The sequence below is a fragment of the Blautia parvula genome, from assembly GCF_020215665.1.
Taxonomy (GTDB): domain Bacteria; phylum Bacillota; class Clostridia; order Lachnospirales; family Lachnospiraceae; genus Blautia; species Blautia celeris.
This window is the reverse complement of record NZ_CP084061.1, coordinates 3,730,678-3,752,770: the sequence shown is the minus strand read 5'-3', so window position 1 is coordinate 3,752,770 and position 22,093 is coordinate 3,730,678. Positions and strand designations below refer to the sequence as shown.

Annotated in this window: 20 protein-coding genes; 16 read left to right on the top strand and 4 right to left on the bottom strand. The window is 48.4% G+C overall.

The features are described 5' to 3' along the window. Positions 1 to 19: 19 nt before the first annotated feature. The 6 genes from LC508_RS17210 to LC508_RS17185 all read left to right on the top strand — a co-directional run bounded on the left by LC508_RS17210 (position 20) and on the right by LC508_RS17185 (position 7,874). Positions 20 to 1,582 (top strand): extracellular solute-binding protein, encoded by a 1,563-nt coding sequence (locus LC508_RS17210; RefSeq protein ID WP_033140020.1) that lies wholly within the window; start codon positions 20 to 22, stop codon positions 1,580 to 1,582. Positions 1,583 to 1,598: 16 nt separating this feature from the next. Continuing rightward, a complete protein-coding gene (locus LC508_RS17205; protein WP_103732728.1) occupies positions 1,599 to 2,744 on the top strand; it encodes a glycoside hydrolase family 88 protein in 1,146 nt (381 codons plus the stop codon). A 209-nt stretch (positions 2,745 to 2,953) separates the two neighbouring features. Further along, positions 2,954 to 3,649, top strand: coding sequence for a response regulator transcription factor (locus tag LC508_RS17200; RefSeq protein WP_103732729.1), 696 nt, complete (start codon positions 2,954 to 2,956; stop codon positions 3,647 to 3,649). Then, positions 3,637 to 4,557 carry a sensor histidine kinase gene (locus tag LC508_RS17195; protein ID WP_103732730.1) on the top strand — a complete coding sequence of 307 codons (921 nt, stop codon included), beginning with the start codon at positions 3,637 to 3,639 and terminating at the stop codon, positions 4,555 to 4,557. Before LC508_RS17200 ends, LC508_RS17195 begins: the two co-directional genes overlap by 13 nt. Positions 4,558 to 4,649: 92 nt before the next feature. Then, the gene (locus LC508_RS17190; protein WP_033140016.1) at positions 4,650 to 5,333 is read left to right on the top strand and encodes an ABC transporter ATP-binding protein; all 684 of its coding nucleotides are present in this window, start codon (positions 4,650 to 4,652) and stop codon (positions 5,331 to 5,333) included. Positions 5,334 to 5,345: 12 nt separating this feature from the next. After that, positions 5,346 to 7,874 (top strand): ABC transporter permease, encoded by a 2,529-nt coding sequence (locus tag LC508_RS17185; RefSeq protein ID WP_103733128.1) that lies wholly within the window; start codon positions 5,346 to 5,348, stop codon positions 7,872 to 7,874. A 109-nt stretch (positions 7,875 to 7,983) separates the two neighbouring features. Here the strand turns inward: LC508_RS17185 and LC508_RS17180 are convergent, their stop codons facing one another. Then, the gene (locus LC508_RS17180; RefSeq protein WP_054351777.1) at positions 7,984 to 8,163 is read right to left on the bottom strand and encodes a hypothetical protein; all 180 of its coding nucleotides are present in this window, start codon (positions 8,161 to 8,163) and stop codon (positions 7,984 to 7,986) included. A gap of 137 nt (positions 8,164 to 8,300) precedes the next feature. Between LC508_RS17180 and LC508_RS17175 the strand changes: the two genes are divergently transcribed. Together LC508_RS17175 and LC508_RS17170 are read left to right on the top strand one after the other, a co-directional pair. Next, the gene (locus tag LC508_RS17175; protein WP_103731157.1) at positions 8,301 to 9,125 is read left to right on the top strand and encodes an AraC family transcriptional regulator; all 825 of its coding nucleotides are present in this window, start codon (positions 8,301 to 8,303) and stop codon (positions 9,123 to 9,125) included. A gap of 13 nt (positions 9,126 to 9,138) precedes the next feature. Further along, complete coding sequence (locus LC508_RS17170; RefSeq protein ID WP_103731140.1) at positions 9,139 to 9,642, top strand: GNAT family N-acetyltransferase; 504 nt, start codon at positions 9,139 to 9,141, stop codon at positions 9,640 to 9,642. A gap of 68 nt (positions 9,643 to 9,710) precedes the next feature. Here LC508_RS17170 and LC508_RS17165 read toward each other — a convergent pair whose 3' ends face one another. Beyond that, positions 9,711 to 11,060: an ArnT family glycosyltransferase gene (locus LC508_RS17165; RefSeq protein ID WP_103731141.1), complete on the bottom strand. Its 1,350-nt coding sequence runs from the start codon at positions 11,058 to 11,060 to the stop codon at positions 9,711 to 9,713. A gap of 253 nt (positions 11,061 to 11,313) precedes the next feature. Between LC508_RS17165 and LC508_RS17160 the strand changes: the two genes are divergently transcribed. Together LC508_RS17160 and LC508_RS17155 are read left to right on the top strand one after the other, a co-directional pair. Continuing rightward, positions 11,314 to 11,853: a DUF3887 domain-containing protein gene (locus tag LC508_RS17160; RefSeq protein WP_103731142.1), complete on the top strand. Its 540-nt coding sequence runs from the start codon at positions 11,314 to 11,316 to the stop codon at positions 11,851 to 11,853. Between the two features lie 99 nt (positions 11,854 to 11,952). Continuing rightward, complete coding sequence (locus LC508_RS17155) at positions 11,953 to 13,104, top strand: amidohydrolase (protein ID WP_103731143.1); 1,152 nt, start codon at positions 11,953 to 11,955, stop codon at positions 13,102 to 13,104. Positions 13,105 to 13,321: 217 nt separating this feature from the next. On the opposite strand, the gene LC508_RS17150 is transcribed toward LC508_RS17155, so the two are convergent. Next, positions 13,322 to 14,038: an AroM family protein gene (locus tag LC508_RS17150; RefSeq protein ID WP_225305201.1), complete on the bottom strand. Its 717-nt coding sequence runs from the start codon at positions 14,036 to 14,038 to the stop codon at positions 13,322 to 13,324. 56 nt (positions 14,039 to 14,094) lie between these two features. Then, on the bottom strand, positions 14,095 to 15,027 hold the full coding sequence (locus LC508_RS17145) for a DUF1177 domain-containing protein (RefSeq protein WP_033140008.1): 933 nt from the start codon (positions 15,025 to 15,027) through the stop codon (positions 14,095 to 14,097). A gap of 239 nt (positions 15,028 to 15,266) precedes the next feature. Between LC508_RS17145 and LC508_RS17140 the strand changes: the two genes are divergently transcribed. The 6 genes from LC508_RS17140 (at position 15,267) to LC508_RS17115 (ending at position 22,093) form a co-directional block, all read left to right on the top strand. Further along, positions 15,267 to 16,928, top strand: a complete 1,662-nt coding sequence (locus tag LC508_RS17140) for an ABC transporter substrate-binding protein (RefSeq protein ID WP_033140007.1) — start codon at positions 15,267 to 15,269, stop codon at positions 16,926 to 16,928. Positions 16,929 to 17,022: 94 nt separating this feature from the next. After that, positions 17,023 to 17,985: an ABC transporter permease gene (locus LC508_RS17135; RefSeq protein ID WP_033140006.1), complete on the top strand. Its 963-nt coding sequence runs from the start codon at positions 17,023 to 17,025 to the stop codon at positions 17,983 to 17,985. Then, positions 17,986 to 18,888, top strand: a complete 903-nt coding sequence (locus LC508_RS17130) for an ABC transporter permease (RefSeq protein WP_033140005.1) — start codon at positions 17,986 to 17,988, stop codon at positions 18,886 to 18,888. A gap of 14 nt (positions 18,889 to 18,902) precedes the next feature. After that, positions 18,903 to 20,084, top strand: a complete 1,182-nt coding sequence (locus LC508_RS17125) for a M20 family metallopeptidase (protein ID WP_103731145.1) — start codon at positions 18,903 to 18,905, stop codon at positions 20,082 to 20,084. A 13-nt stretch (positions 20,085 to 20,097) separates the two neighbouring features. Then, positions 20,098 to 21,117 carry an ABC transporter ATP-binding protein gene (locus tag LC508_RS17120; protein WP_033140003.1) on the top strand — a complete coding sequence of 340 codons (1,020 nt, stop codon included), beginning with the start codon at positions 20,098 to 20,100 and terminating at the stop codon, positions 21,115 to 21,117. Beyond that, positions 21,107 to 22,093: an ABC transporter ATP-binding protein gene (locus LC508_RS17115; protein ID WP_033140002.1), complete on the top strand. Its 987-nt coding sequence runs from the start codon at positions 21,107 to 21,109 to the stop codon at positions 22,091 to 22,093. Before LC508_RS17120 ends, LC508_RS17115 begins: the two co-directional genes overlap by 11 nt.

Below are 22,093 nucleotides of genomic sequence, written 5' to 3'. Positions count from 1 at the left end.
TAAACGGAGGATTATTATAATGAAGAGAAAACAGATCACAGCATTATTACTGACAGCAGTTCTGGGAGCATCCATGGCGTTTGGAGTGACTGGCTGCGGCAAGGAAGAAAGCAGCAAAGAGACAGCATCAGGCAAGGACGGCAGCAAGGAGTTTACTGCCTTCATGTTCCTGTCAGGGACACCGTTCAATTCTGACTGGGAAGTGTGGAAAGAAGTGGAGAAAAAGACAGGCGTGAAACTAAAAGGCGTTGTGGCTTCCTCCAACTCAGACTACGCCACTGCATTCCAGAACATGGTTGCATCCGGTCAGCTTGCCGATATCATTGCCTGCGACCTGACTACAGATATAGAGAAACTGGGCAAGGACGGCGGAGTTATTCCTTTAAATGACCTGATCGAGGAACATGCACCACATATCAAGGAAGCCCTGGACAGTGACCCGAACCTGAAATACCAGGCGACAGCAGAGGATGGGAATATCTACAATATTCCGTTGGGAAAAGAATTAAAATCTTCACAGTTCTACTGGATCCGCCAGGACTGGCTGGATAAGCTGGGCCTGGAGGCACCTACAACCGTAGATGAGCTGCACGATGTACTGACAGCATTCAAAAACAATGACCCAAACGGAAACGGACAGGCTGATGAGATCCCGCTGTTTGACCGCTCCGCTACCGCAGAAACGGAGATGGGTGAATATCTGGCCTTATGGGATTCCAGTGCTTCCTTCTATCCCCGCGACGGCAAGATCACTTACGAACCGCTGACAGAGAATTATAAAAACGCGGTGAAGAACCTTGCCCAGTGGTACAAGGAAGGACTGATCGATCCGGAAATCTTTACAAGGGGAATGTCAGCAAGGGATACACTTTTGAGCAACAACACCGGCGGATTTACCCATGACTGGGTAAGTACAGGAAACTACAATGACTCCCTGGGTGAGGAAATTCCGGGATTCCAGATGACAGCCATCGCTCCGCTGAAGGACCAGAACGGAAATGTGAAAGAGCGTGACTATCGTTACGCAGAGTGCGGATGGGGCATTTCCTCACAGTGCAAGGACCCGGAGAGCGTGATCAAGTTCATGGATTTTATGTTCACAGAGGAAGGTTCCGATCTGATGAACTGGGGCATTGAGGGCAAGACCTATACAGTGGATGACAAGGGAAATAAGGCATTTACAGAGGAAGTATTTAATTCCGGGCTGGCTCCTGTGGAGTATCTGCGTTCTTTAGGCTCCCAGTACCGTGCAGGCTATGTACAGGCAGCAGACTATGAATACGCTACCATGAATGAAGCAGGCAAGGCGGCAAATGAGCTGTACGATGCACATGACGAATGGTTTAAGGCACCGAAACTTCCGGAGCTGAAGCTGAGCACCGACGGAATGGATGAATATAAGAGTATCATGTCAGGAATTGAGCCTATTGTATATGAAAAACTGCAGAGCTGGATCTTAGGCTCCAGCAATATTGACGATGAGTACGACGCGTTTATCCAGGAGCTGAAGGACAGGGACATTGAGAAGGCCATTGAAATTCAGCAGAAAGCATACGATAACTACGTAAAAGTGACAAAATAGATAAAAGGAGGATGTCATGGAGCGGCAAAAATTGCAGAGAGCTGCAGATACGGCGGTATCCATTCTGAAGGAGAACCTGAAGGATTATACCTTTTGTTTTCCCGGTTCCAACAGTGAAAATCAGTTCTACCCTGCAACGGAGAATGTAGAGTGGACCACAGGATTCTGCACCGGGACTTACTGGCTGGCCTATGAGCTGACAAAGGATGAGGCATTCAGAAAGTCAGCGGAAATACAGGCGGACAGCTTCTATAACAGAATAAAAAATAAAATTGACGTGGAACACCATGACATGGGATTCCTATATACACCGTCCTGTGTGGCAGCCTATCAGCTTACGGGAAACGAGAGGGCAAAGGAGGCTGCTGTCATGGCAGCCGAACAGCTTATCAGCCGTTTTCAGGAAAAGGGCGGTTTCATCCAGGCATGGGGGCCTCTGGGAGCGGAGGACAACTACCGCCTGATCATTGACTGCCTGCTGAACCTGCCCCTGCTTTACTGGGCATCCGATGTGACCGGAGACGGAAAGTACAGGGAGATTGCTGTGCGCCATACAAAGACCAGCATACAGAATCTGGTGAGGGAAGATTTCTCCACATACCACACATTTTTCTTTGATCCGAGGACCGGGGAACCGGTGCGCGGAGTGACGGCACAGGGATATAAGGATGACTCCGCATGGGCCAGAGGCCAGGCATGGGGAATATACGGAACGGCTTTGGCATACCGCTACACAAAAGACGAGACATGTAAGGATTTGTTCCGTAAAGTGACGGCGTTTTATATGGATCATCTTCCGGAGGATCTGGTACCCTACTGGGATCTGAGCTTTTCCCGGGGAAGCGGTGAACCGAGAGATACCTCCGCGGCTGCAGCCGCGGTATGCGGTATGATGGAAATGTGCAAGAACGGCAGTTTAGATAAGAAGGAGAAGGCTTTTTATGAGGAAAAGGCAGACCAGATGCTGGAAAACCTTATAGACCACTATGCAGTCACATCCATAAAAGAGTCAAACGGTCTGCTGCTTCACGGGGTCTATGCCAAGAGCAGCCCTTACAACAGTGTGACAGACAGAGGTGTGGATGAATGCAATCTGTGGGGGGATTATTTCTATCTGGAAGCGCTGACAAGAAAACTGACGGACTGGAAAACATATTGGTAAGAAATGAAACAGAGACAGACACGGTTGCCGGTGACGGCAATGGTGTCTGTTTTGTAATTCGGCTGAATGCGGTGCGGGGGAAGAAAAATATGGTTTCTGTCATTCCGGGATAGGATTTCCCATAAGAAAATGCTATACTGATTACAACTTTTATATAACGGATCATCAGGAAATCCCTGAAAATACAGCAAAGGAAAGTGCAGCAGCCTATGAATAAAATACTGTTGATCGAAGATGACAAAGACCTGAACACAGGCCTCACCTATGACCTGGAAGCAGAAAACTACAAAGTATACTCCGCGCTGACTCTGGGCGAGGGCATGTCTGTCCTCAGTGAAAATGAGGTGGATCTGATCCTCCTGGACGGCAACCTGCCGGACGGTGACGGGTTTGACTTCTGCAGAGCCATAAAAGCGGAAAAGGACATTCCCATCATATTTCTCACTGCCCGGGATATGGACCGGGACGAGATGCGGGGGTTTGACTGCGGAGCGGATGACTATATCACAAAACCCTTTAAGATGCCTATTCTCCACAGAAGGCTTCAGGCAGCCCTGCGAAGGACTTCTGCAGGCCCAGGGGAGCGGATCCAATACGATGACGGCTGTCTGAAGATAGATTTTGATACCATGACAGCCACCCTGGAGGGAGAACCTCTGGCTATGACACCTACGGAATTTAAGATCCTCCGGCTTTTGATCGCCAACGCCGACAGGGTTATGACAAAAACTCTGCTGCTGGAGAAAGTCTGGGACAACACCGGGAACTTTGTGGATGAGCACGCCGTGGCAGTGAACATCAACAGACTGCGCAGGAAGATTGAATCCGGGGACCATGCCTACATTAAGACGCTGTATGGTATGGGATATCAGTGGAAGGGGAAGAAAACAGAATGGAAAAATTAATATTGGCTGTTTCCCTTATCTGCCTGCTGGCGTCTGCCGTTATCATGGCATTGGTGAGAAAGCGGCTGCTCCAGTACAGCCGTCAAATGGGGGAATGCCTGGATGCCATGATCGCAGGCAGCAAAGAGATCGTATTTCAGGAGGAAGAAGATACCCTGACCGGAAAACTGCAGTCCAAGCTGCACCGCCTCTGTGAGATCCTGGATCAGAAATCACAAGAGAATGAGATACAGCGCCGGCAGCTTGAAACTATGGTGGCGGATATCTCCCATCAGGTGAAGACACCTATAGCAAATGTAAGGATGTACCACAGTCTTTTAGAGAAGAAGAACCTGGATGAGGAGAAACGGCAGCAGTTCCTGGCAGCAGCGGAACGTCAGACAGACAAGCTGGAATTTCTCATGAAGAGTATGATCAAAATGTCCAGGCTGGAGAACGGCATTGTGAAGGTACAGCCAAAGGAAAACTCCATCCGACAGCTCCTGGAACAGGCAGTCTGCGATGTCGCGCTGAAAGCGGATGAAAAACAGATTCATATAGAGATGGCATGCGAGGACAGCCTGAAAGCCGTCTTTGACGGAAAATGGACTTTGGAGGCAGTGTTTAACATTCTGGATAACGCGGTAAAATACACCGGTGTGGGGGGAAATATCCGCATACAGGCGCAGGTGACGGATTTTTATGTGCGGATAGGCATAGAGGATGACGGAAAAGGCATAGAGGAATCACGGATCACAGAAATCTTCAAGCGCTTTTACCGGGAACCGGAAGTGGCGGACCAGGACGGCGTGGGTGTCGGCCTGTATCTGGCAAGAGAGATTGTCATGAAAGAGAGAGGTTTTATAGAGGTACGGTCAAAAGCGGGAAAGGGCACCGAGTTTTATGTCAACCTGCCTGTGGTACAGTAGAGAGATTATCTCAAACTTGTTACTTTTTTGAGAAGAGTTTGAGATAATCTTTTTGTATGCTATATTCATCAAAGGAAAGGCAGGAAAAAAATATGGAATATATTTTAGAGACAAAGAATCTGAAAAAATATTACGGACAGGAACCAAATATCACCAGAGCGCTGGACGGCGTTGACGTACAGGTGGAGCGGGGAGAATTCGTATCCATTATAGGCACCAGCGGCAGCGGAAAATCAACGCTCCTGAATATGCTGGGAGGACTGGACATTCCCAGTTCCGGCAGCGTGAAGATAGGTGGCAGGGAGATTGGTAAGATGAACGATGAACAGCTCACCGTTTTCCGCAGAAGAAATATAGGATTTGTGTTCCAGAACTATAATCTGGTTCCTATTTTAAATGTATATCAGAATATTGTTCTCCCCATAGAGCTGGACGGAAATAAAGTGGATAAAAGCTATGTGAAAGAGATCATCCGGCTGCTCCATCTGGAGGAGAAACTGGACAATCTTCCAAACAACCTCTCCGGCGGCCAGCAGCAGAGGGTTGCCATCGCAAGAGCTCTGGCCAGCAAGCCGGCCATAATCCTGGCAGATGAACCTACCGGCAACCTGGATTCCAGGACCTCTCTGGAAGTCATGCAGCTTCTGAAAATGACCAGCACGGAGTTCAGCCAGACACTGGTTATGATAACCCACAACCCGGAACTGGCGCAGATCGCGGACCGGATGATTCACATTGAAGACGGGAAAATCGTGGAAAGAAAAGAAAACTTTTAGGAGGACAAGGTAATGGTGCTGAACAACAACAATAAAAAATTTATCAAAACCCTGTCCAACAACTGCCTGAAGGCAAACAGAAACAGGAATATCATAGCAGTGCTTGCCATTATTCTTACGGCAGTATTATTTACGGCGCTTGCAACCGTGGCACAGGGGACAATGATATCCACAAAAGAGCAGATGTTCCGCCAGGCAGGAACCAGGTATATGGTATCCATTAAAGGGCTTTCCAAAGGGCAGGCAGATGAGCTTGTAGAGGACCCGGTATTTACAGAGACGGGTATGGAAAGAAGTATTGCCATTGCTGTAAACCCGGAATTTAAGAATTTGACAGCCACAGTCGGCTGGATGAGCAAGGCAGCCGCGGAAAACAGTTTCATGAACCTGGAAAAGGGACATTACCCGGAAAAAGATAACGAGATAGCCTGTGACACCGTAGTTCTGGATCTCCTCGGACTTCCCGAAGAAACCGGTACATCTTTTACACTGGAATATGAAACCATAGAAGGTAAAAAAGAAGCGCAGATGACAGTATGCGGAATCTGGAAGGGAATGGAACATGAACAGCGCACCACGATCATGGTAACCGACAGTTTTGCGGATAAAGTGATCGGGGAACTCAGTTCTCAATATGCCGAATCGAAGAGGGACAGCTATACGGTCAGAGGAACCTTCGCCTCTGAAAAGAAGATCAGGGAAACCCTGGACAGTATCGTGAAAAAGATGGGTTATAACCCGGATGCGGAACGTGGTGAGGAAGGATTTATCATTCACCATGTGAATCCTGTATACGAGACAAAATCCATGGATTCCGGACAGACCATAGTGATCATGGCAGTAGGGGTGCTGCTCATTTTACTGGCCGGTTATCTGATCATATACAACATTTTTAAGATCTCCATTGAAAAGGACATTCGCCTGTACGGTCAGCTCAAGACCATCGGGACTGCACCGAGGCAGATCCGTTACATGGTAAGCCGTCAGGGCATGATGCTCTCCCTGGTGGGGATTCCGGCAGGCCTGGTACTGGGATGGCTGCTGGGCAATGCGCTGCAGCCTCTGGTCATGGCCAGTACATCTTACAGCGAAACCGTATTTATTAAGCCAAATGTGTGGGTATGGCTGTTTGCCGCTGCATTTACACTCCTCACGGTGAGGATAAGCTGCAGCAGGCCCGGAAAAATAGCCGGAAAAATCTCCCCGGTGGAAGCCCTAAAATACCATGGAACCGGGAGCGGAAAGAAGAAACAGAAAAAAGGCAAGGATTCCAGGAACCGCATCCTGCAGATGGCAGCAGCCAACCTGGGAAGAAGCAAGGGGAAAACGGTTCTGGTGATCTTATCCATCTGTCTGAGCGTCATTCTCCTGAACAGCGTATTAAATTTTACCGGAAGTATGGATAAGGAAACTTATGTAAACCATCAGACCGCCGCGGATTTTGATGTGCGCAGTGATGAGTATCTGAAAAGTATGACGGAAGATTACCTCAAAGTGATTCCCCGCAAAGCAGCACAGGAGCTTGCCGGACTGGAAGGCATAAAGGATTTCAGCCAGGTATATGTGCGGATGGTCCCCGATGAGGAGAATACAGAGGATCAAGCAGACCTGGCAAAGGTGACGAAGATAAACGGAGAGGCAACACCTGACGATATAACAAAGTTTGACAGAAACAGGATGATGTATGGTTTTGATGAAAATGCTTTTATGAGAGCAGAGGTGATTGAGGGAGAGATTGACTATGAAAAGCTCTGTTCCGGTGATTATGTTGTGGTGAACGGCTTCCTCAGCGACAGGGGAGAATATAATTTTGATGTACAGGAGTTTCACGCGGGGGATAAGATAGAACTGGATATCCAGGGGAATAAGAAGGAATATACTATAATGGCTGTGATCGGTACAATGAATTCCCTGAATATGTCCTACAGTTCAGGCGGATACGAATCGATTACGTTTGCGGAACCGGTCTTTGCACAGATGTTCCCGGACAGCCAAAATCCGATCCACTGTCTGTTTGACACAGAAGAAGGTTATTTTGACAGCATAAATTCCTACATGCAGGATTATTCAGAAAAAAACGGATTGTCCGTGCTGACCAGGCTGACAGCGGAAGAGGAGTTTAAAGAAACCCAGGGAACTTACAATGCGGTGGGAATTATTGTATCCCTGATCCTGGGAGTGATCGGTGTGCTCAATCTGATCAACGTGATCTTTACAGGTGCCATAGCAAGGCAGAGGGAATTTGCGTCTATGAGGAGCATTGGCATGACAAAGGGACAGCTCAGAAAATTATTTATATATGAGGGCATCATGTACGCTATACTGGCAGGCACAGCGGGAATCGCCATCAGTGCAGTGGTTTCCCTGACATTGGTTAAAGGTCTGACGGCAGGATGGTGGTTTGCCAGATACCGGTTTGCTATTCTTCCGGCGGTTGTCACTGCGCTGATCTGTCTTCTTCTCTCAGCCGCTATTTCTGCCATTGTGGACAGACTTTGGAACAAAGGCAGTGTGGTGGAGCAGTTAAGGGAGATTGAATAGGAAAAATAAAGATGTGAATAAGAAAAACAGCAGGCGGCTTTTGATAGCTTATCCTGCTGTTTATTCGTTCCGGTGTGTTTTGAACTGTTTCTCTCTCATAGCGGTTATATTATTTTTTTGTCGGCACGTAATAACCGCCGTTCATCATAATGATACCCGGTGCGATGATGTCTACATTTTCAATCATATAGTTTATGAAACGCTCCCATAAGGATGCTTTCTTTTCTTCTTTTGCTTCCGCTGTCTGGATAGCCCCTGCAGTACCCGCATACATTGTGTATTTGTTCATAATGAAATCTCCTTTCATTTTTTGCTTTTCCTTACTACGTATATTATGTTATCATGAGTTAACAGCAGATTTTAGATATTTCTTTAGCTATTTATTAGGGCAATGTTGACATTGACGGAGGTATTTATTTGCAGAAAATGATTTATGAGCCGTTGTTCGAGCTTGAGAAAACAGGGATCCATATTGCCTACCATACAAAGAAGGGACGGTACAGCCCGCCCCACTGGCATTCCGCCATTGAGCTGATCTATGTGCTGAACGGGACGGCGACTATTACTATAGAAGGAAAAGACCACAGTCTGGTGGCAGGGGAATTTCTTGTTGTGGATTCCAACCAGATCCATGAGGCACAGTGTGCCAGAGTCTCTATGATGGTGGTGATCCACTATTCCAGGGCCATTATGAAGAATTATATGTCAAAGATTGACGAGTACCGTATCCATTGTTCCAGACAGACGCTGAAAAAGGAAAAACTGGATAAATACCTGGAGATATGCGGACTTTTAAAGCGTCTGCCGCCCTTGTATGTGACCAGGCCTCCGGGTTACCGCCTGCAGAGCCAGGCTGTGGCTATGGAGGTGCTTTTTGAACTGGTGAACCATTTCTCTGCTGCGGAGGATTTTGCAGGAGCGGTGAACGATGAAACTGTTTTGGAACGTTTGGCGGAGATGACGGCCTATATTGAAGAACATCACGCGGAGAAAATATCTCTGGAGGAGATCGCATCCCATTTTTATTTGAGCAGGGAGTATTTCAGCCGTTTCTTCAGACAGAATATGGGCGTGACATTTTCGCGTTATGTAAATCAGATACGGCTGATGCATATTTACCATGATCTGTGCAGTACAGGGGAAGGGGTCATGGAACTGTCGGAGAAGCATGGGTTTGCCAATTATAAGCTGTTTAACAGAATGTTCCGGGAGATATACGGGTGTAAACCCAGTGATGTGAGGAAAAAATAAGGGAGGTGCGGATATGGATGTAAGGCCGGCGTATATGGGAGAGCTGCCGGAATTAAAGGCAATGTTCAGGGAAATAACAGACCATATGAACCACATCAATGTCCGGATATGGTATGAGATCTATCCCTGTGAGTTTTTGGAGGAGGATATCAGGGCTGGCCGCCTGTATATACTCAAAAATGGGGATGACATAGCGGCAGCGTTTGCCTTATGTGAATCCAATGAGGGGGAACCTTTTGTGAAATGGGAAAATGCAGATGCAAAAGCTCTTTATATAGACCGGCTCGGTGTGAATGTAAAATACCTGCGGCAGGGATTGGGCAGGGTAATGCTTAGGAACGCGGCGGAACTTGCTTTGCAGAAAAATGCGGAGTATCTGCGCCTGTTCGTTGTAGATATCAATGAACCTGCAGTACATTTGTACCGTAAGAATGGGTTTGCACAGGCAGAGGGCATTTATGAGGAGAAATTTGATGACTTTGTACTGCGGGAATATGGGTTTGAAAAAAGGCTGTAAATACAAGGATACTTTACCGCAGAAACGCAGAAAAAAAGCTTTCCGCACATGGCGTGCGGGAAGCTTTTTTAATAAATACGGAAAAATTCTTTTATGGTGATCAGTACCAGAGCACTGCAGAGAATAGCTGACAGGATATTCCGGTATTTCATTTTAGGGATAAAGCGTTCTGCCAAATATGTGATACCGCATACAGTGAAGTACATCATGGGCACAAGCCCGGGCAGCATATAGCGTCCCTGAGGCTGGTAATCCACCCAGTAGGAGTGATAAAAGTTCAGGATGACAGGCGTGAGGGCAGCGATCAGCATTCCCCAGTTGAAAACAGCCTTTTTCTGTATCTCCCCATCCTTCCGGATTCGGAACATTTTACCCGCCTGCATCAGGCATCCGATCAGTCCTGCTGTGAATAAAATGTAGTAAAGGACAATGATCCAGGAATCCACCCAGTATTGGAACTGCCCGAACACACCCACAAAACTGCGCAGGACATCAAACATCCAGTGTCCGGTGAGCATGGAGAGGATGGTGTAGCCCTGTGCCCGTCCGGAGGAGAGGGCAGTGGAGGGGCGGAACTGCTCCTGTGCATACCGGTCGGCAAAGTCGTTGCTGGTAGCCAGCCCCAGCCAGTCTCCGTCGTAAATCATATAATTGCGGACAAACCACCATCCGCAGATCAGGAGGCCGAAAGCCGCAACCACAAGCCCCCGTTTCAGCCAGTATTTCCAGTCAATCTGCTTTTTACTGTCGGTCAGGCAGCTCAGGGTAAAGACAAAAATGCTGCAGAGCAGAAAGCCGTAAGCGTTCAGATATGACATGGCGCACAGCCCAAGCCAGAGGCCAAGTAGTACACAGCTGGGGATATCCCAATTCCTCTCCATGCCAATGATCCAGTAGTATATGATCGCCGCGCCGCAGCAGATCGCCATGGCGTCGTTATTTACATAGACACCCATGAACAGAGCCTCAGGCAGAACAGCTACCAGACAGACAAAGAACCATTTGCTGTATCCGTCAAACAGTTTTTTGCCGGTGCGGAAGACAAAGAATACAGCTCCGGTGGTAAAGCAGGCAGATACAAGCCTGGCGGCCCACAGAAGATGCTGGGGGTCTGTGGAGAAAATGCTCATGATTTTCATAAACAGGGCTGATATTATATAGGATAATATGGGCAGAAACGCATAGGAGGTTCCCCATATTGGATTTCTTATGGAGGGGTCACCGCCGTGGGGGAGTCTGCCGTGTTCGTAAATGTACATGGGGATATCATAACGCATTTTTTCGTCAGGACCGGCATCCAGAGGCAGCAGGTGTGCCCAGTACGCGCAGAAGACAAAAATTCCCGCGAGAAAGACTAATTCACAGAGAACATAAATGCGTGAACGGTTAGAAAGTATGTTTTTAACTTGTAACTGCATGGTAAATCCTTTCTATCGAATATAGTCAACAGGTCAGTCCTATAGTAACGCATCTTTCCTGAAATGGCAACGGATAATCATCGACAATTTCTGAAGATTGGTAAAGAATGACATTATTATATGAAGAAACTATGTCGTTTTTTGTTTGAAAAACCATATTTTATGTAATGGCGCTTTGCGATTTTTAAAAGACATGGTATAGTGTAAGCAGAAACGAATTAACAGCGGCACTGCCGCGGACAGGAGGAGTATAATGAGAAAAAAAGCGTTAGTCATTTTAATGACAGCAGCAGTATTTGCACTGGCAGGCTGTGGGGACAAGACAGACAAGGCGGATAAGGATACCGTTAAGGATGATAAAAAGCAGGAAGCTTCCGCAGATACGGAGACACCGGGTGAAGATGTACCTGAAGTTGATATGGAAGGCCCGGCAGCAGAGGCAGAACAGATTTCTGAGAGTGACGGAAGGAAGCTCATGGAGACTGCAGTTGCTTTTACGGAGGATCTGATCGCTGCCAATCATGATAATCTGGTGAATGATTACGAATATGATGATGAGATGAAGGCTATTGTAGACAGCGGGGAGCTGGAACAGTCTATAACGGCTGCAGTAGAAGCGTCAGGTGAATATAAAGGAACAAAAGCCGCCTGGCTGGGAGCTCAGGCAGGGGATTATTCCAATGTGCAGGTACCATGTGAATTTGCTGATCAGTCATGGAATATGTTCATAGCTTTTACTGCTGACGGTAAAATCGGCAGTGTACGTACAGATGTGTATAAAGAGACTCCGTAAAGCCGGTGCTGCGAAAGGGTATTACTGAAAGCAGTATTGTCTAACTGCAGGAATTGCAGTATGATAACATAAGAGTAAAATTTTACGGAGGATAAGATTATGTTATGCATTAAAAATGGTCTGATTTACACAATGACACAGAAGGAACCCATCAAAGGAGATGTCCTGATCGAGGATGGAAAAATTCGCGGAATCGGTGCGGATTTGGAAATTCCGGAGGGGACAGAAGTGATCGACGCGGAGGGCCTGGAGGTGTATCCGGGGTTTGTGGAGGCACACTGCCACACCGGTCTGGACGGTTACGGAATCGGTTATGAGGGAAGGGATTACTGCGAACTCAACGATCTGGTGACGCCTCAGCTTCGTGCGATCGACGGAATCAATCCCTTTGACCCATGCTTCCAGCATGCAAGAGAAGCAGGAGTAACTTGCATAGGAACCGGTCCGGGCAGTGCGGATGTACTGGGCGGAACCTTTGCGGCAGTGAAGACTGCGGGTAAACGGATTGATAAAATGGTAGTGAAATATCCTGTGGCAATGAAGTGCGCGTTCGGGGAGAATCCCAAGAACTGTTACCAGGATAAGGGGGATACTTCCAGGATGACAACTGCGGCACTTCTCAGGAATGAGCTGTTTAAGGCAAAGGCTTATATGGAGAAGAAAGAGGCGGCAGGGGATGATGTGCAGAAGCAGCCGGAGTTTAATCTGAAGCTGGAGTCCCTGATCCCTGTACTGAAGAAAGAGATACCTCTGAAGGCACATGCACATCAGGCTAATGATATATTTACAGCCCTGCGTATTGCAAAAGAGTTTGGGCTGGATATTACGCTGGAGCATGTGACAGAGGGACATATGATCGCAGATGAGCTGGCGGGTGAGCACGTGCCTATGGCTGTGGGACCGACGCTGACTCATGCCACGAAGTTTGAGCTGCAGAATAAGAGTTGGACGACGCCGGGAGTTTTGGCTTCTATGGGATGCCAGGTTTCTATTATCACGGATGCGCCGGTGATTCCTCAGGAATATCTGCCGCTTTGCGCAGGACTTGCTGTGAAGGCGGGGATGGATGAGTTTGATGCTTTGAAGGCGATTACGATAAATCCTGCAAAACATTTGGGAGTTGAGGATAGAGTCGGGTCGTTGGAAGTGGGGAAGGATGGAGATATTGTTGTGATGAGTGGGAGTCCGCTTAAGGTGGAGTCTTTGGTGAAGTGGGTTGTTATTGATGGGGTGGTTGTTTATAACAATTAGGGATTTTTAGTGGTTCACAGATGATTGTGGCACACGAATGAAAGTGGCTCACGGACGGCATAAGCGAAGGAAGAGCAGGCAGACCCCAGCCGTTCTCTTTCGCGGGCAGCCTCCGCGGTCAAGTCCTGCTAAGCCAAAAAAAGGCCCCGGTCAAGGCACCGGGGCCTCGTTTTGCCTAAGCAGGACTAAGCCCGCTGCGGGATGGGGCTCCTGGGGGTCAGGAGCCGTAGAGTTCGTTTAGGAGGGAGGAGATGAAGGCGCGGGGGAGGAGGACTGGGGTTTTTAGGAGGGTTTGGAGCTGGTTTTTTAGGGTGATGCTGTAGCCCATGCAGTCGGGGAGGATCAGGGAGAGGTTTTCCTGCTGAAGGGAGCGGGCGCGCTCTTCCAGGAGGGTGTTTTCAAGGTAGGGGGAGAGGGCACGGACCTTGATTTGAATGTCGCTCTCAGAGAACCAGCTTTCCGCCTGGGGGATTTGGGATTCGTCGGGGACCAGGAGGCCTATGGGGCGGTCATCGGCCAGCTTTTTGAGGACGCTGTGTATGAGGGGCTGGGGGATGATGAGCATCTTTTGGTGTTTTAGTTTGGGAAATTTGCCTGTGCATAGGAGGACGGTGGCCTGGCAGCCGTCGGCTTCGGCACGGGTGATGCAGGACTGGACCAGAGGGAGGATGTGCTCCTCACCGATAATGACCTGGGAGGCGTCGCGCATGCGGGTGACCAGAACAGAGCTGTCAGGGCCGGGGGCAAAGTTTTGGTTGATATAGTCAGCGTCAAAAGGGTCCAGGGCACCGTATTCCTGCAGGGTGATGTTGGGAGCCAATAAAGGACAGATGTCCCCGGTAATGTCGGTCCGGGGACTCTGTCCTATGGTGATGGCTCCTATTTTTGTCTGTGTCCGGCTGGCCGGAGTGTTGTTCATATCAGATTTTTTCATAGTGAGCACCTTGTCTTTTGTTGTGAGATTTGTATTTGTTTCGTAACTGTGTTTGTTTATTTGCCGAAGGTCTGGAAGACTTTCATTTCACCGTAGAGTTCCAGAAGGTGAGCGTATTCCTGTTCGTTGTAGAAGGAAATTTTGCCTTCTCCGTAATCTTTGGCTACCTCAACTGCGAATCTTGCTGCAGATTCTACGTCGAGAGGATGGCTGGCACCTGTTGCACAGCCGGCTACCGGCTGCTCTGTGGTGATGGCTACACCTACTACCGGGGCATCTGTAGCGGTTGCGGGCTGCAGGATACTGTTTAAGTGGTGCAGGTCATTGCCGTAAGGTGTGATGTCCTGCTGGGAAACCGGGAATACATAGGGCAGTTTTCCGGTCACGCGGGTCATTACGTCTAAGAGGTCATCACTGACTTCCAGAATGTAGCCGCTTTTGATAGTTGGGGAGATGGCAAAGCCGTTGGTGTTGATGACTTTATTGCCCTTTGTGGTGTCAATGGAGATAATGGCATCCATGCGCGGGTCCACTTCTTTTTCGTTGTTGGTCTGCATGTCGATGGATGAATCCATGAACGGAACAGGATAGTGGTCCTGTGTAGGTGCATCCGGGCAGATGTGGGTGGCAACCAGGATGTCGCCTTTGAGTACATCGCCGTTTTTGTTCATCTCTGCCAGCTTGAGGCCTGCGGAGAGTGCTGCCAGAGCACCGTCGCCGTCGGAAACGAAGCCTGTCAGTTCCGGACGTGCGCCCAGGCCGCCCAGACGTCCGATGATACCCAGAGTCGGTGCGCTGCCGCCGCTTGATTTTCCGTTGCTGCCCTTGATCAGTACAGTGATGCAGTCTGTGCTGCCTTTTTCACTTGTGACGGTTTCCACGGTTACTTCGTGTGCGCCGCGCTCTTTTAATAAATCTGTGATCTGTTTTCCGTTTGCTGACGGTGTGTCGAGCAAGTCGAATAATTCCAGAACCTGTCTTAATATCATTACAAATTCCTCCCATAAATGTGCGTTTTTATCCAGTCTATAACAATGACCGCTGAAAATCAATAGGAATTTGCATATTATGTCGAAAAAGGAGTTGCAATTTAAAGCACTAAAAGGTATAATACCTATAAAATTTGTCTCAGGCTACATTTCGTTGAGGAAAATTTGATAGAGATGGGGCAAATAAATAACTTTATCTTGGTAAAGTATTACAACAAGGCAGTAAAAGGAGGAAAATTATGAAAAGAAAGAGTTTAGCATTAGCTCTTGCTGCTGTACTCTGTGTATCCTCCCTGACAGCGTGTGGAAGCTCAGGAAACGACAGCAAAAAAGACACGGCTGACAAGGGAACCGAAGCAGGAACAGAATCCGGCGGCGAAACAAAACAGGTGGAAAAAGAAAAGATTGAAGTGCCTGATGAACCTACAAAGGGTGGTACCCTTACCGTATCCCTGTCCTCTTCACCGAGGAATCTGGACCCGGCTATGTATACAGGTTCCTATGAAGGCCAGGTAATCAACAATGTATGTGACAGAGTTGTTGAGTACAACAAGGATTTATCAGAAATCGTACCTTCACTGGCAGAGAGCTGGACAGTAAGCGATGACGGACTTACATATGTGTTCAAGATCCGCCAGGGTGTTAAGTTCCAGAAAGGTAAATACCAGGATGGACGTGAGATGACAGCAGATGATGTTGCTTATTCCTTAAACCGTTCCGCAAAGGAATCATCCCTGAACCGTCTGGATATGCTGGAGAACGCAGAAGTGACAGGTGACTGGGAAGTTACATGTACACTGGCTGAGCCGAATGCAGCATTCCTGACAGCCCTCACAGACGCAGGAAACTCCGTAGTTCCCAAAGAAGAAGTTGAGGGATGGGGCGATGAGTTCGGTGCGCATCTGGTAGGTACCGGTCCGTTCGCAATGGAATCCTTCGAGCTTGACCAGCAGTCTGTACTGGTTAAGAACCCGGATTACTGGGTAGCTGAACCGAACCTGGACAAACTGGTATTCAAAGTGATCACAGATTCCAACCAGGCAGCAAATGCCCTGAAAACTGGTGAGATCGACATCGCATCCAGTATTACCGGCGAAGCTGTTCAGTCCGTACGTGATGACTCCAAGCTGCAGTTAATGGAGATGCCGGGTCTGCACGTGGCTTACATTTACTTCAATCAGGTAAATGGACCGACAGCCGACATAAAAGTAAGAGAAGCATTGATCAAAGCAATCAACGTAGAGGAAATGACAGCCAGCATCTACCAGTACGGTGAAGCTGTTCCGGCTAAATTATCTCTGCCGCCGGGATCATGGGGATATGACGCATCCTGTGAAGAACTGGTTCCGGATTACGATCCGGAAGGCGCTAAGAAGCTCCTTACAGAAGCTGGATATCCGGATGGATTTGAATGCGACCTTTATATTTCAAACACAGCATTACGTGAAAAAATGGCAACTCTGGTACAGGCTTACTTAAAGACAAACCTGAATGTTACAGTAAACATTAACAAGAGCGAGTGGGGTACCTTCAGTGAGTCCGCATCTTCAGGAAACGCTGATATGTACGGTATGTCCTGGACATGGTATCCGGACCCGTACTTCTTCCTGAACAAACTGTTCTCCAGCAAAGAGATTGGTGCTCTTGGAAACGGACAGGGATTCTCCAACGCAGAAGTTGACCAGCTGCTTGACGATGCATTGAAAGCGACCGACCAGAATGAACGTGCGGAAATGTATAAAAAAGCACTTAGGATCGTTACAGAACAGCTGCCGGGTATCTTCTACTCTAATGAGAATGTTATCCATGGCCTGAATCCGGCTGTGCAGGATTTCGTACAGAAGGCAGACAACCAGATGTTCTTTGTAACACCTTGGACAAATGTCTGGAAAGTGCAGTAATCAGTTAAGTTAAGAGTAAATGAGGTTGCAGGGGGTATTGCTGTTCGCGATGCCCCCTGCTTGTCAGATTAAATGAAAAGGGCGGTAGAAATTCGTGTTAAAAACCATTTTGAAAAGAATTTTACAAAGTATTCCAACCCTCTTGATCGTAGTTACGGTGACTTTTGTTCTGACCAGAATGATTCCAGGTAATCCTGCCCGAAGCGTGCTCGGGCCCCAGGCATCTCCGGACGCCATAGCGGAACTGGAAGAGGAAATGGGACTGAATAAGAGTAAGGCGGAACAGTATGTAGATTACATGTTCAATGTCCTGAAAGGGGATTTCGGAAAATCCTATGTGTACAATAAACCGGTGACAACCCTGATCGCGGAGAGAATCCCAAATACACTTGTCATCACTCTCACAAGTCTTGTGATCGCTCTGATCATCGGACTTGCCATAGGCGTATTTTCTGCACTGCACCAGTATTCAATTCTGGATTACGTGTTCATGATCCTGGCGCTGGTGGGTGTGTCCATGCCAATCTTCTGGTTAGGTATGATGCTGGTTATGACCTTCAGTGTAAATCTGGGGTGGCTGCCGGCTCTGGGTATGGGAGATCTGAGTAATGGCCTGGGTGATTTCATCAGCCATATGATTCTGCCCTGTTTCTGTCTGGCAACCATACCTACAGCTACATTTGCAAGAATCACACGTTCCAGTATGCTGGAAGTTATCAATAATGACTCAATCAAATCCCTCCGTGCAAGAGGTATCAAAGAGAGCGTAGTCATCTGGAAGCATGCACTGAAAAATGCGCTTCCGCCAATCGTTACCGTGCTGGGCCTTCAGCTTGCCCAGGCATTTACCGGTGCTATCCTGACGGAGAGTATTTTCTCCTGGCCCGGAATGGGTACCATGATTGTAAGTGCCATTGACAACAGGGACTATCAGCTGATCCAGGGAACCGTTCTGTTCATCGCAGTGGTGTTCGTTGTGGTCAACCTGCTGGTGGATGTGGTCTACATGCTGATCAACCCGAGAGTAAGCTACGAAAGCGGAAAAGGAGGAAAGTAAATGAGCGCACAGAATACAGAAGCCTTAGGCGCAAAAGCCCATGAGGAAATGCTGAAAAAAGAACGCCGGGCCAATAATGTCTGGAACAAACTGAAAAGAAACAAGACTGCTATGATCGGCCTTGTCATCGTGCTGTTCATGGTGATCATTGCCATTTTTGCTCCTGTCATTACAAGCGTGGACCCGGATGAGATTCATCCTCTGGATACTTTCCTGACACCCGGACAGAACGGCCATATTTTCGGAACGGACGAGTTCGGGCGTGATCTGTTTGCCAGAATCCTTTACGGTTCCCGTGTTTCCATCATCGTTGCAGTGGGCGGTACCATTGTTGCAGGTATTATCGGAATCCTGCTGGGCCTGATCGCCGGTTACATGGGCGGATTCGTGGACGCGGTTATCATGCGTATCATGGACGGTCTTCTGGCTTTCCCATTCGTACTTCTGTCTATCATCCTGATGACAGTTCTGGGGCCGGGCGTGGTCAATGTTATCATAGCCATCGGTGTGGGTAATGTGCCCAGCTTCGCCCGGGTGGTCCGCGGTGAGGTACATATAGTCAAGAACGAGGAATACTGTAATGCGGGAAGAGTTATCGGTGTATCCAATATCAGGATGCTGTTCTCACACATTCTGCCGAACATTCTCTCCCCGGTTATTGTTTACGCTACATTAGGCGTTGCAGGTGCCATTATTTCCGAGGCTGCTCTGAGCTTTCTGGGACTTGGTATCTCCACACCTACTTCATCCTGGGGAAGTATCCTGCGTCAGGGTAAAGACTGCCTGAATACGGCTCCTCATGTAGCCATGATCTCAGGTCTGTTTATCCTTGTTACAGTTCTCGGATTCAACCTTCTGGGTGACGGTATCCGTGATGTCCTTGACCCGAAGATGAAGAAATAAGCAGGAGGTGCCAGATGAGCGATTTTAAAGAGAGAGTACAGAAGAGGGTAGAGGAGATTCTGCCTGAGCTGATCGGACTTTCCAACACAGTTTGGGAACATCCGGAATATAATTTTGAGGAATTTCATGCCTGTAAGTCCATGTCCGAGCTTCTGAAGAAATTCGGATTTGAAGTGACAACAGGTGTCGGAGGGATTGAGACCTCCGTAAAGGCCGTATACGACACAGGAAAAGAAGGACCCAATATCGGTATCTTCGGGGAGTTCGACGCTGTTCCCGGAATGGGTCATTCCTGCGGACATAATCTGATGTGTGCCATGGCTGTAGGAGCCGGCGAAGCAGTTCATTCCGTCATTGATGATGTCGGCGGAAAAGTCACCGTATTCGGCACCCCCGCAGAGGAAGGCGGCGGCGGCAAGATCATCATGCTGAACAACGGCGCTTTCAAAGAACTGGATATTGCCATGATCCTGCACTCTGCCAGTGACACCGTGGTAAATGACATTTCCTATTCCAGAACAGACCTGATCGTGGATTACTATGGGAAGACATCCCATGCAGCCACATGGCCGGAGGAAGGTATCAGTGCCCTGAATCCCATCCTGGATCTGTTCCAGATCGTGAACTCCATGCGTCTGGAGCTGGCTGACAAAGGAAAAATTCTGGGTATCATCTCCAAAGGCGGAGAGGAACCCATCTATATTCCGGACCACTGCCAGGCCAGATTTACAATTCGTTCCTTCAGCATGAAGTATAAGCTGGAACTGCTGGAACGCTTTAAAAAGATATGTGAACACGTAGCGGAGATCACCAATACAAGACTTGAGATTTCCGACGACGGACTTGCCTATGAGGATATCCGTAACAATCAGTCTCTGGAAGAGGCTCTTCGGAAGAATTTTACAGATCTGGGCGAAATTGTTAAGCCGAGGGAAAGAGCCCTGGGTATCGGCTGTACAGATATGGGCAATGTGACCCATGAGATACCGGGACTTCAGTCTTATGTCCTGGTAGTGCCTGAGACCAGAGGTCATACAAAAGAGTTTGAGGATGCCTGCTACAGCGAGGCCGGACACAAGACGATCGCTGTTGGCTCCAAGGCTATGGCAATGACGGCAGTGGATGTTCTGACGAATCCGGAACTTTTGGAGGCGATCAGAAGAGACTTTAAGGAAATGAAGGAAAAATACGAATAGATGAGGAGTTATTATGAGTGATACCTTACTGACAGTAAAAGATTTGAAGACATATTTTTTCCTTGCAAGCGGCGTGTCAAAAGCGGTGGATGGTGTCAGTTTTGAGTTGAAAAAAGGTGAGACCATGGGAATCGTGGGAGAATCCGGCTCAGGAAAGAGTGTAAGCTCCTCATCCATCATACGTCTGCTCCCGCCGCGTACCGGAAAGATCGTGGGCGGTGAGATTAACTTTGACGGCAAGGATGTGCTGAAGCTTAATAAAAAAGAGCTTCTGGACTTCCGCGGCAAGGATATAGCAGTTATCTTCCAGGATCCTATGACAAGTCTGGACCCTGTATTTAAGATTGGAAACCAGATGGTTGAGATGATCTGTGCCCATCAGGATGTGGATAAGAAAACAGCCTGGAATATGGCAGTGGAAGCCCTGAATAAAGTGGGCATCCCCCAGCCGGAAAAACGTATGGAGGCATATCCTTACGAGCTGTCCGGCGGTATGTGCCAGCGTGTCATCATCGCTATGGCTGTGTGCTGCAAGCCGAAGCTGGTTATCGCCGATGAGCCTACCACTGCCCTTGACGTTACCGTTCAGGCACAGGTGTTGGCCCTGTTAAAAGAGCTGCAGGATGAGTACAATACCTCCATTCTGCTGATCACCCATAACCTGGGCGTTGTGTGGGAGATGTGCGATACCGTTATGGTCCTGTACGCAGGCAATACTGTTGAGTACGCAACCACCAAGGAGCTGTACTCCAAACCCCTGCACCCGTATACATGGGGACTTCTGGATTCCATGCCAAAGCTCTCTGACGAGAACAAGGGTATGCTGAACACCATTCCGGGTACACCGCCTGATCTGCGTCTGACAGGTAAATGCTGTAATTTCTACAACCGCTGCCCGTATGTGACGGAAAAATGCCGTGCTGAGGTTCCGCCTCTCGTTGAAGTGGAGCCGGGTCATTTTGTGGCATGTCACAGGCAGAATCTGGAGAACAAATTAGTCAGAGGGGAAGTGAACGAAGAAAATGAAGGATGAGAAAAAGGTTCTTATGAAGGTCAGGAATCTGACCAAAGAATTTAAGATAAAAGCCAGTAAATTCGGTGAGCAGCCCCAGATCCTCCACGCGGTCAATGACGTTTCCGTGGATATCTATGAGGGTGAGACACTGGGTATCATCGGAGAATCAGGATGCGGTAAATCCACATTTGGAAAGACTCTCATCCAGCTTCACAAAGCCACTTCCGGAAGTGTGGAGTACAATGGCAGAGACATTTTCTCCTTACAGGGGAAAGAGCTGAAGGATTTAAAGAGGGATATCCAGATGGTATTCCAGGACCCCTATTCTTCCCTGGACCCCAGAAAAACAGCGGCGAAGATCATTGCGGAGCCTCTTGTGGTACACAAGCTGGAGCCGGACAAGAAGAAAAGGGATGACAAGGTGCTGGGCCTCATGCGTGAGGTCGGCCTTGATGTACAGCACGTAAACCGTTTCCCTCATGAGTTTTCAGGCGGCCAGAGGCAGCGTATCAATGTTGCCCGCGCCCTTGCCCTGAATCCCAAGCTGATCATCTGCGATGAGCCGGTTTCCGCACTGGACGTATCTATCCAGGCCCAGGTGCTGAACCTGTTTAACCGTCTGCAGAAGGAATATAACCTGACCTATGTGTTTATCTCCCATGACCTGGGTGTCATCAAGCATGTAAGTGACAGGATCGCCATTATGTATCTGGGAAGGATCGTGGAATTGTGTGACGCGGATAAACTGTACGACAACCCGCTGCATCCCTATACAAAGGCACTGCTGTCCGCGATTCCCACGGAATCTCCTTTTGTAAAGAAAGAGAGAATCGTCTTAAAGGGAGATATCCCCAGTCCTATCGGGGAACAGATAGGCTGTCCGCTGGCAGGCAGATGTCCGCAGTGCATGGAGCGCTGCCGTAAAGAAACACCTAAGCTGATGAATCAGGGAGAGGGCCATCAGGTTGCCTGCTTCCTGTATGATGAGAAATAA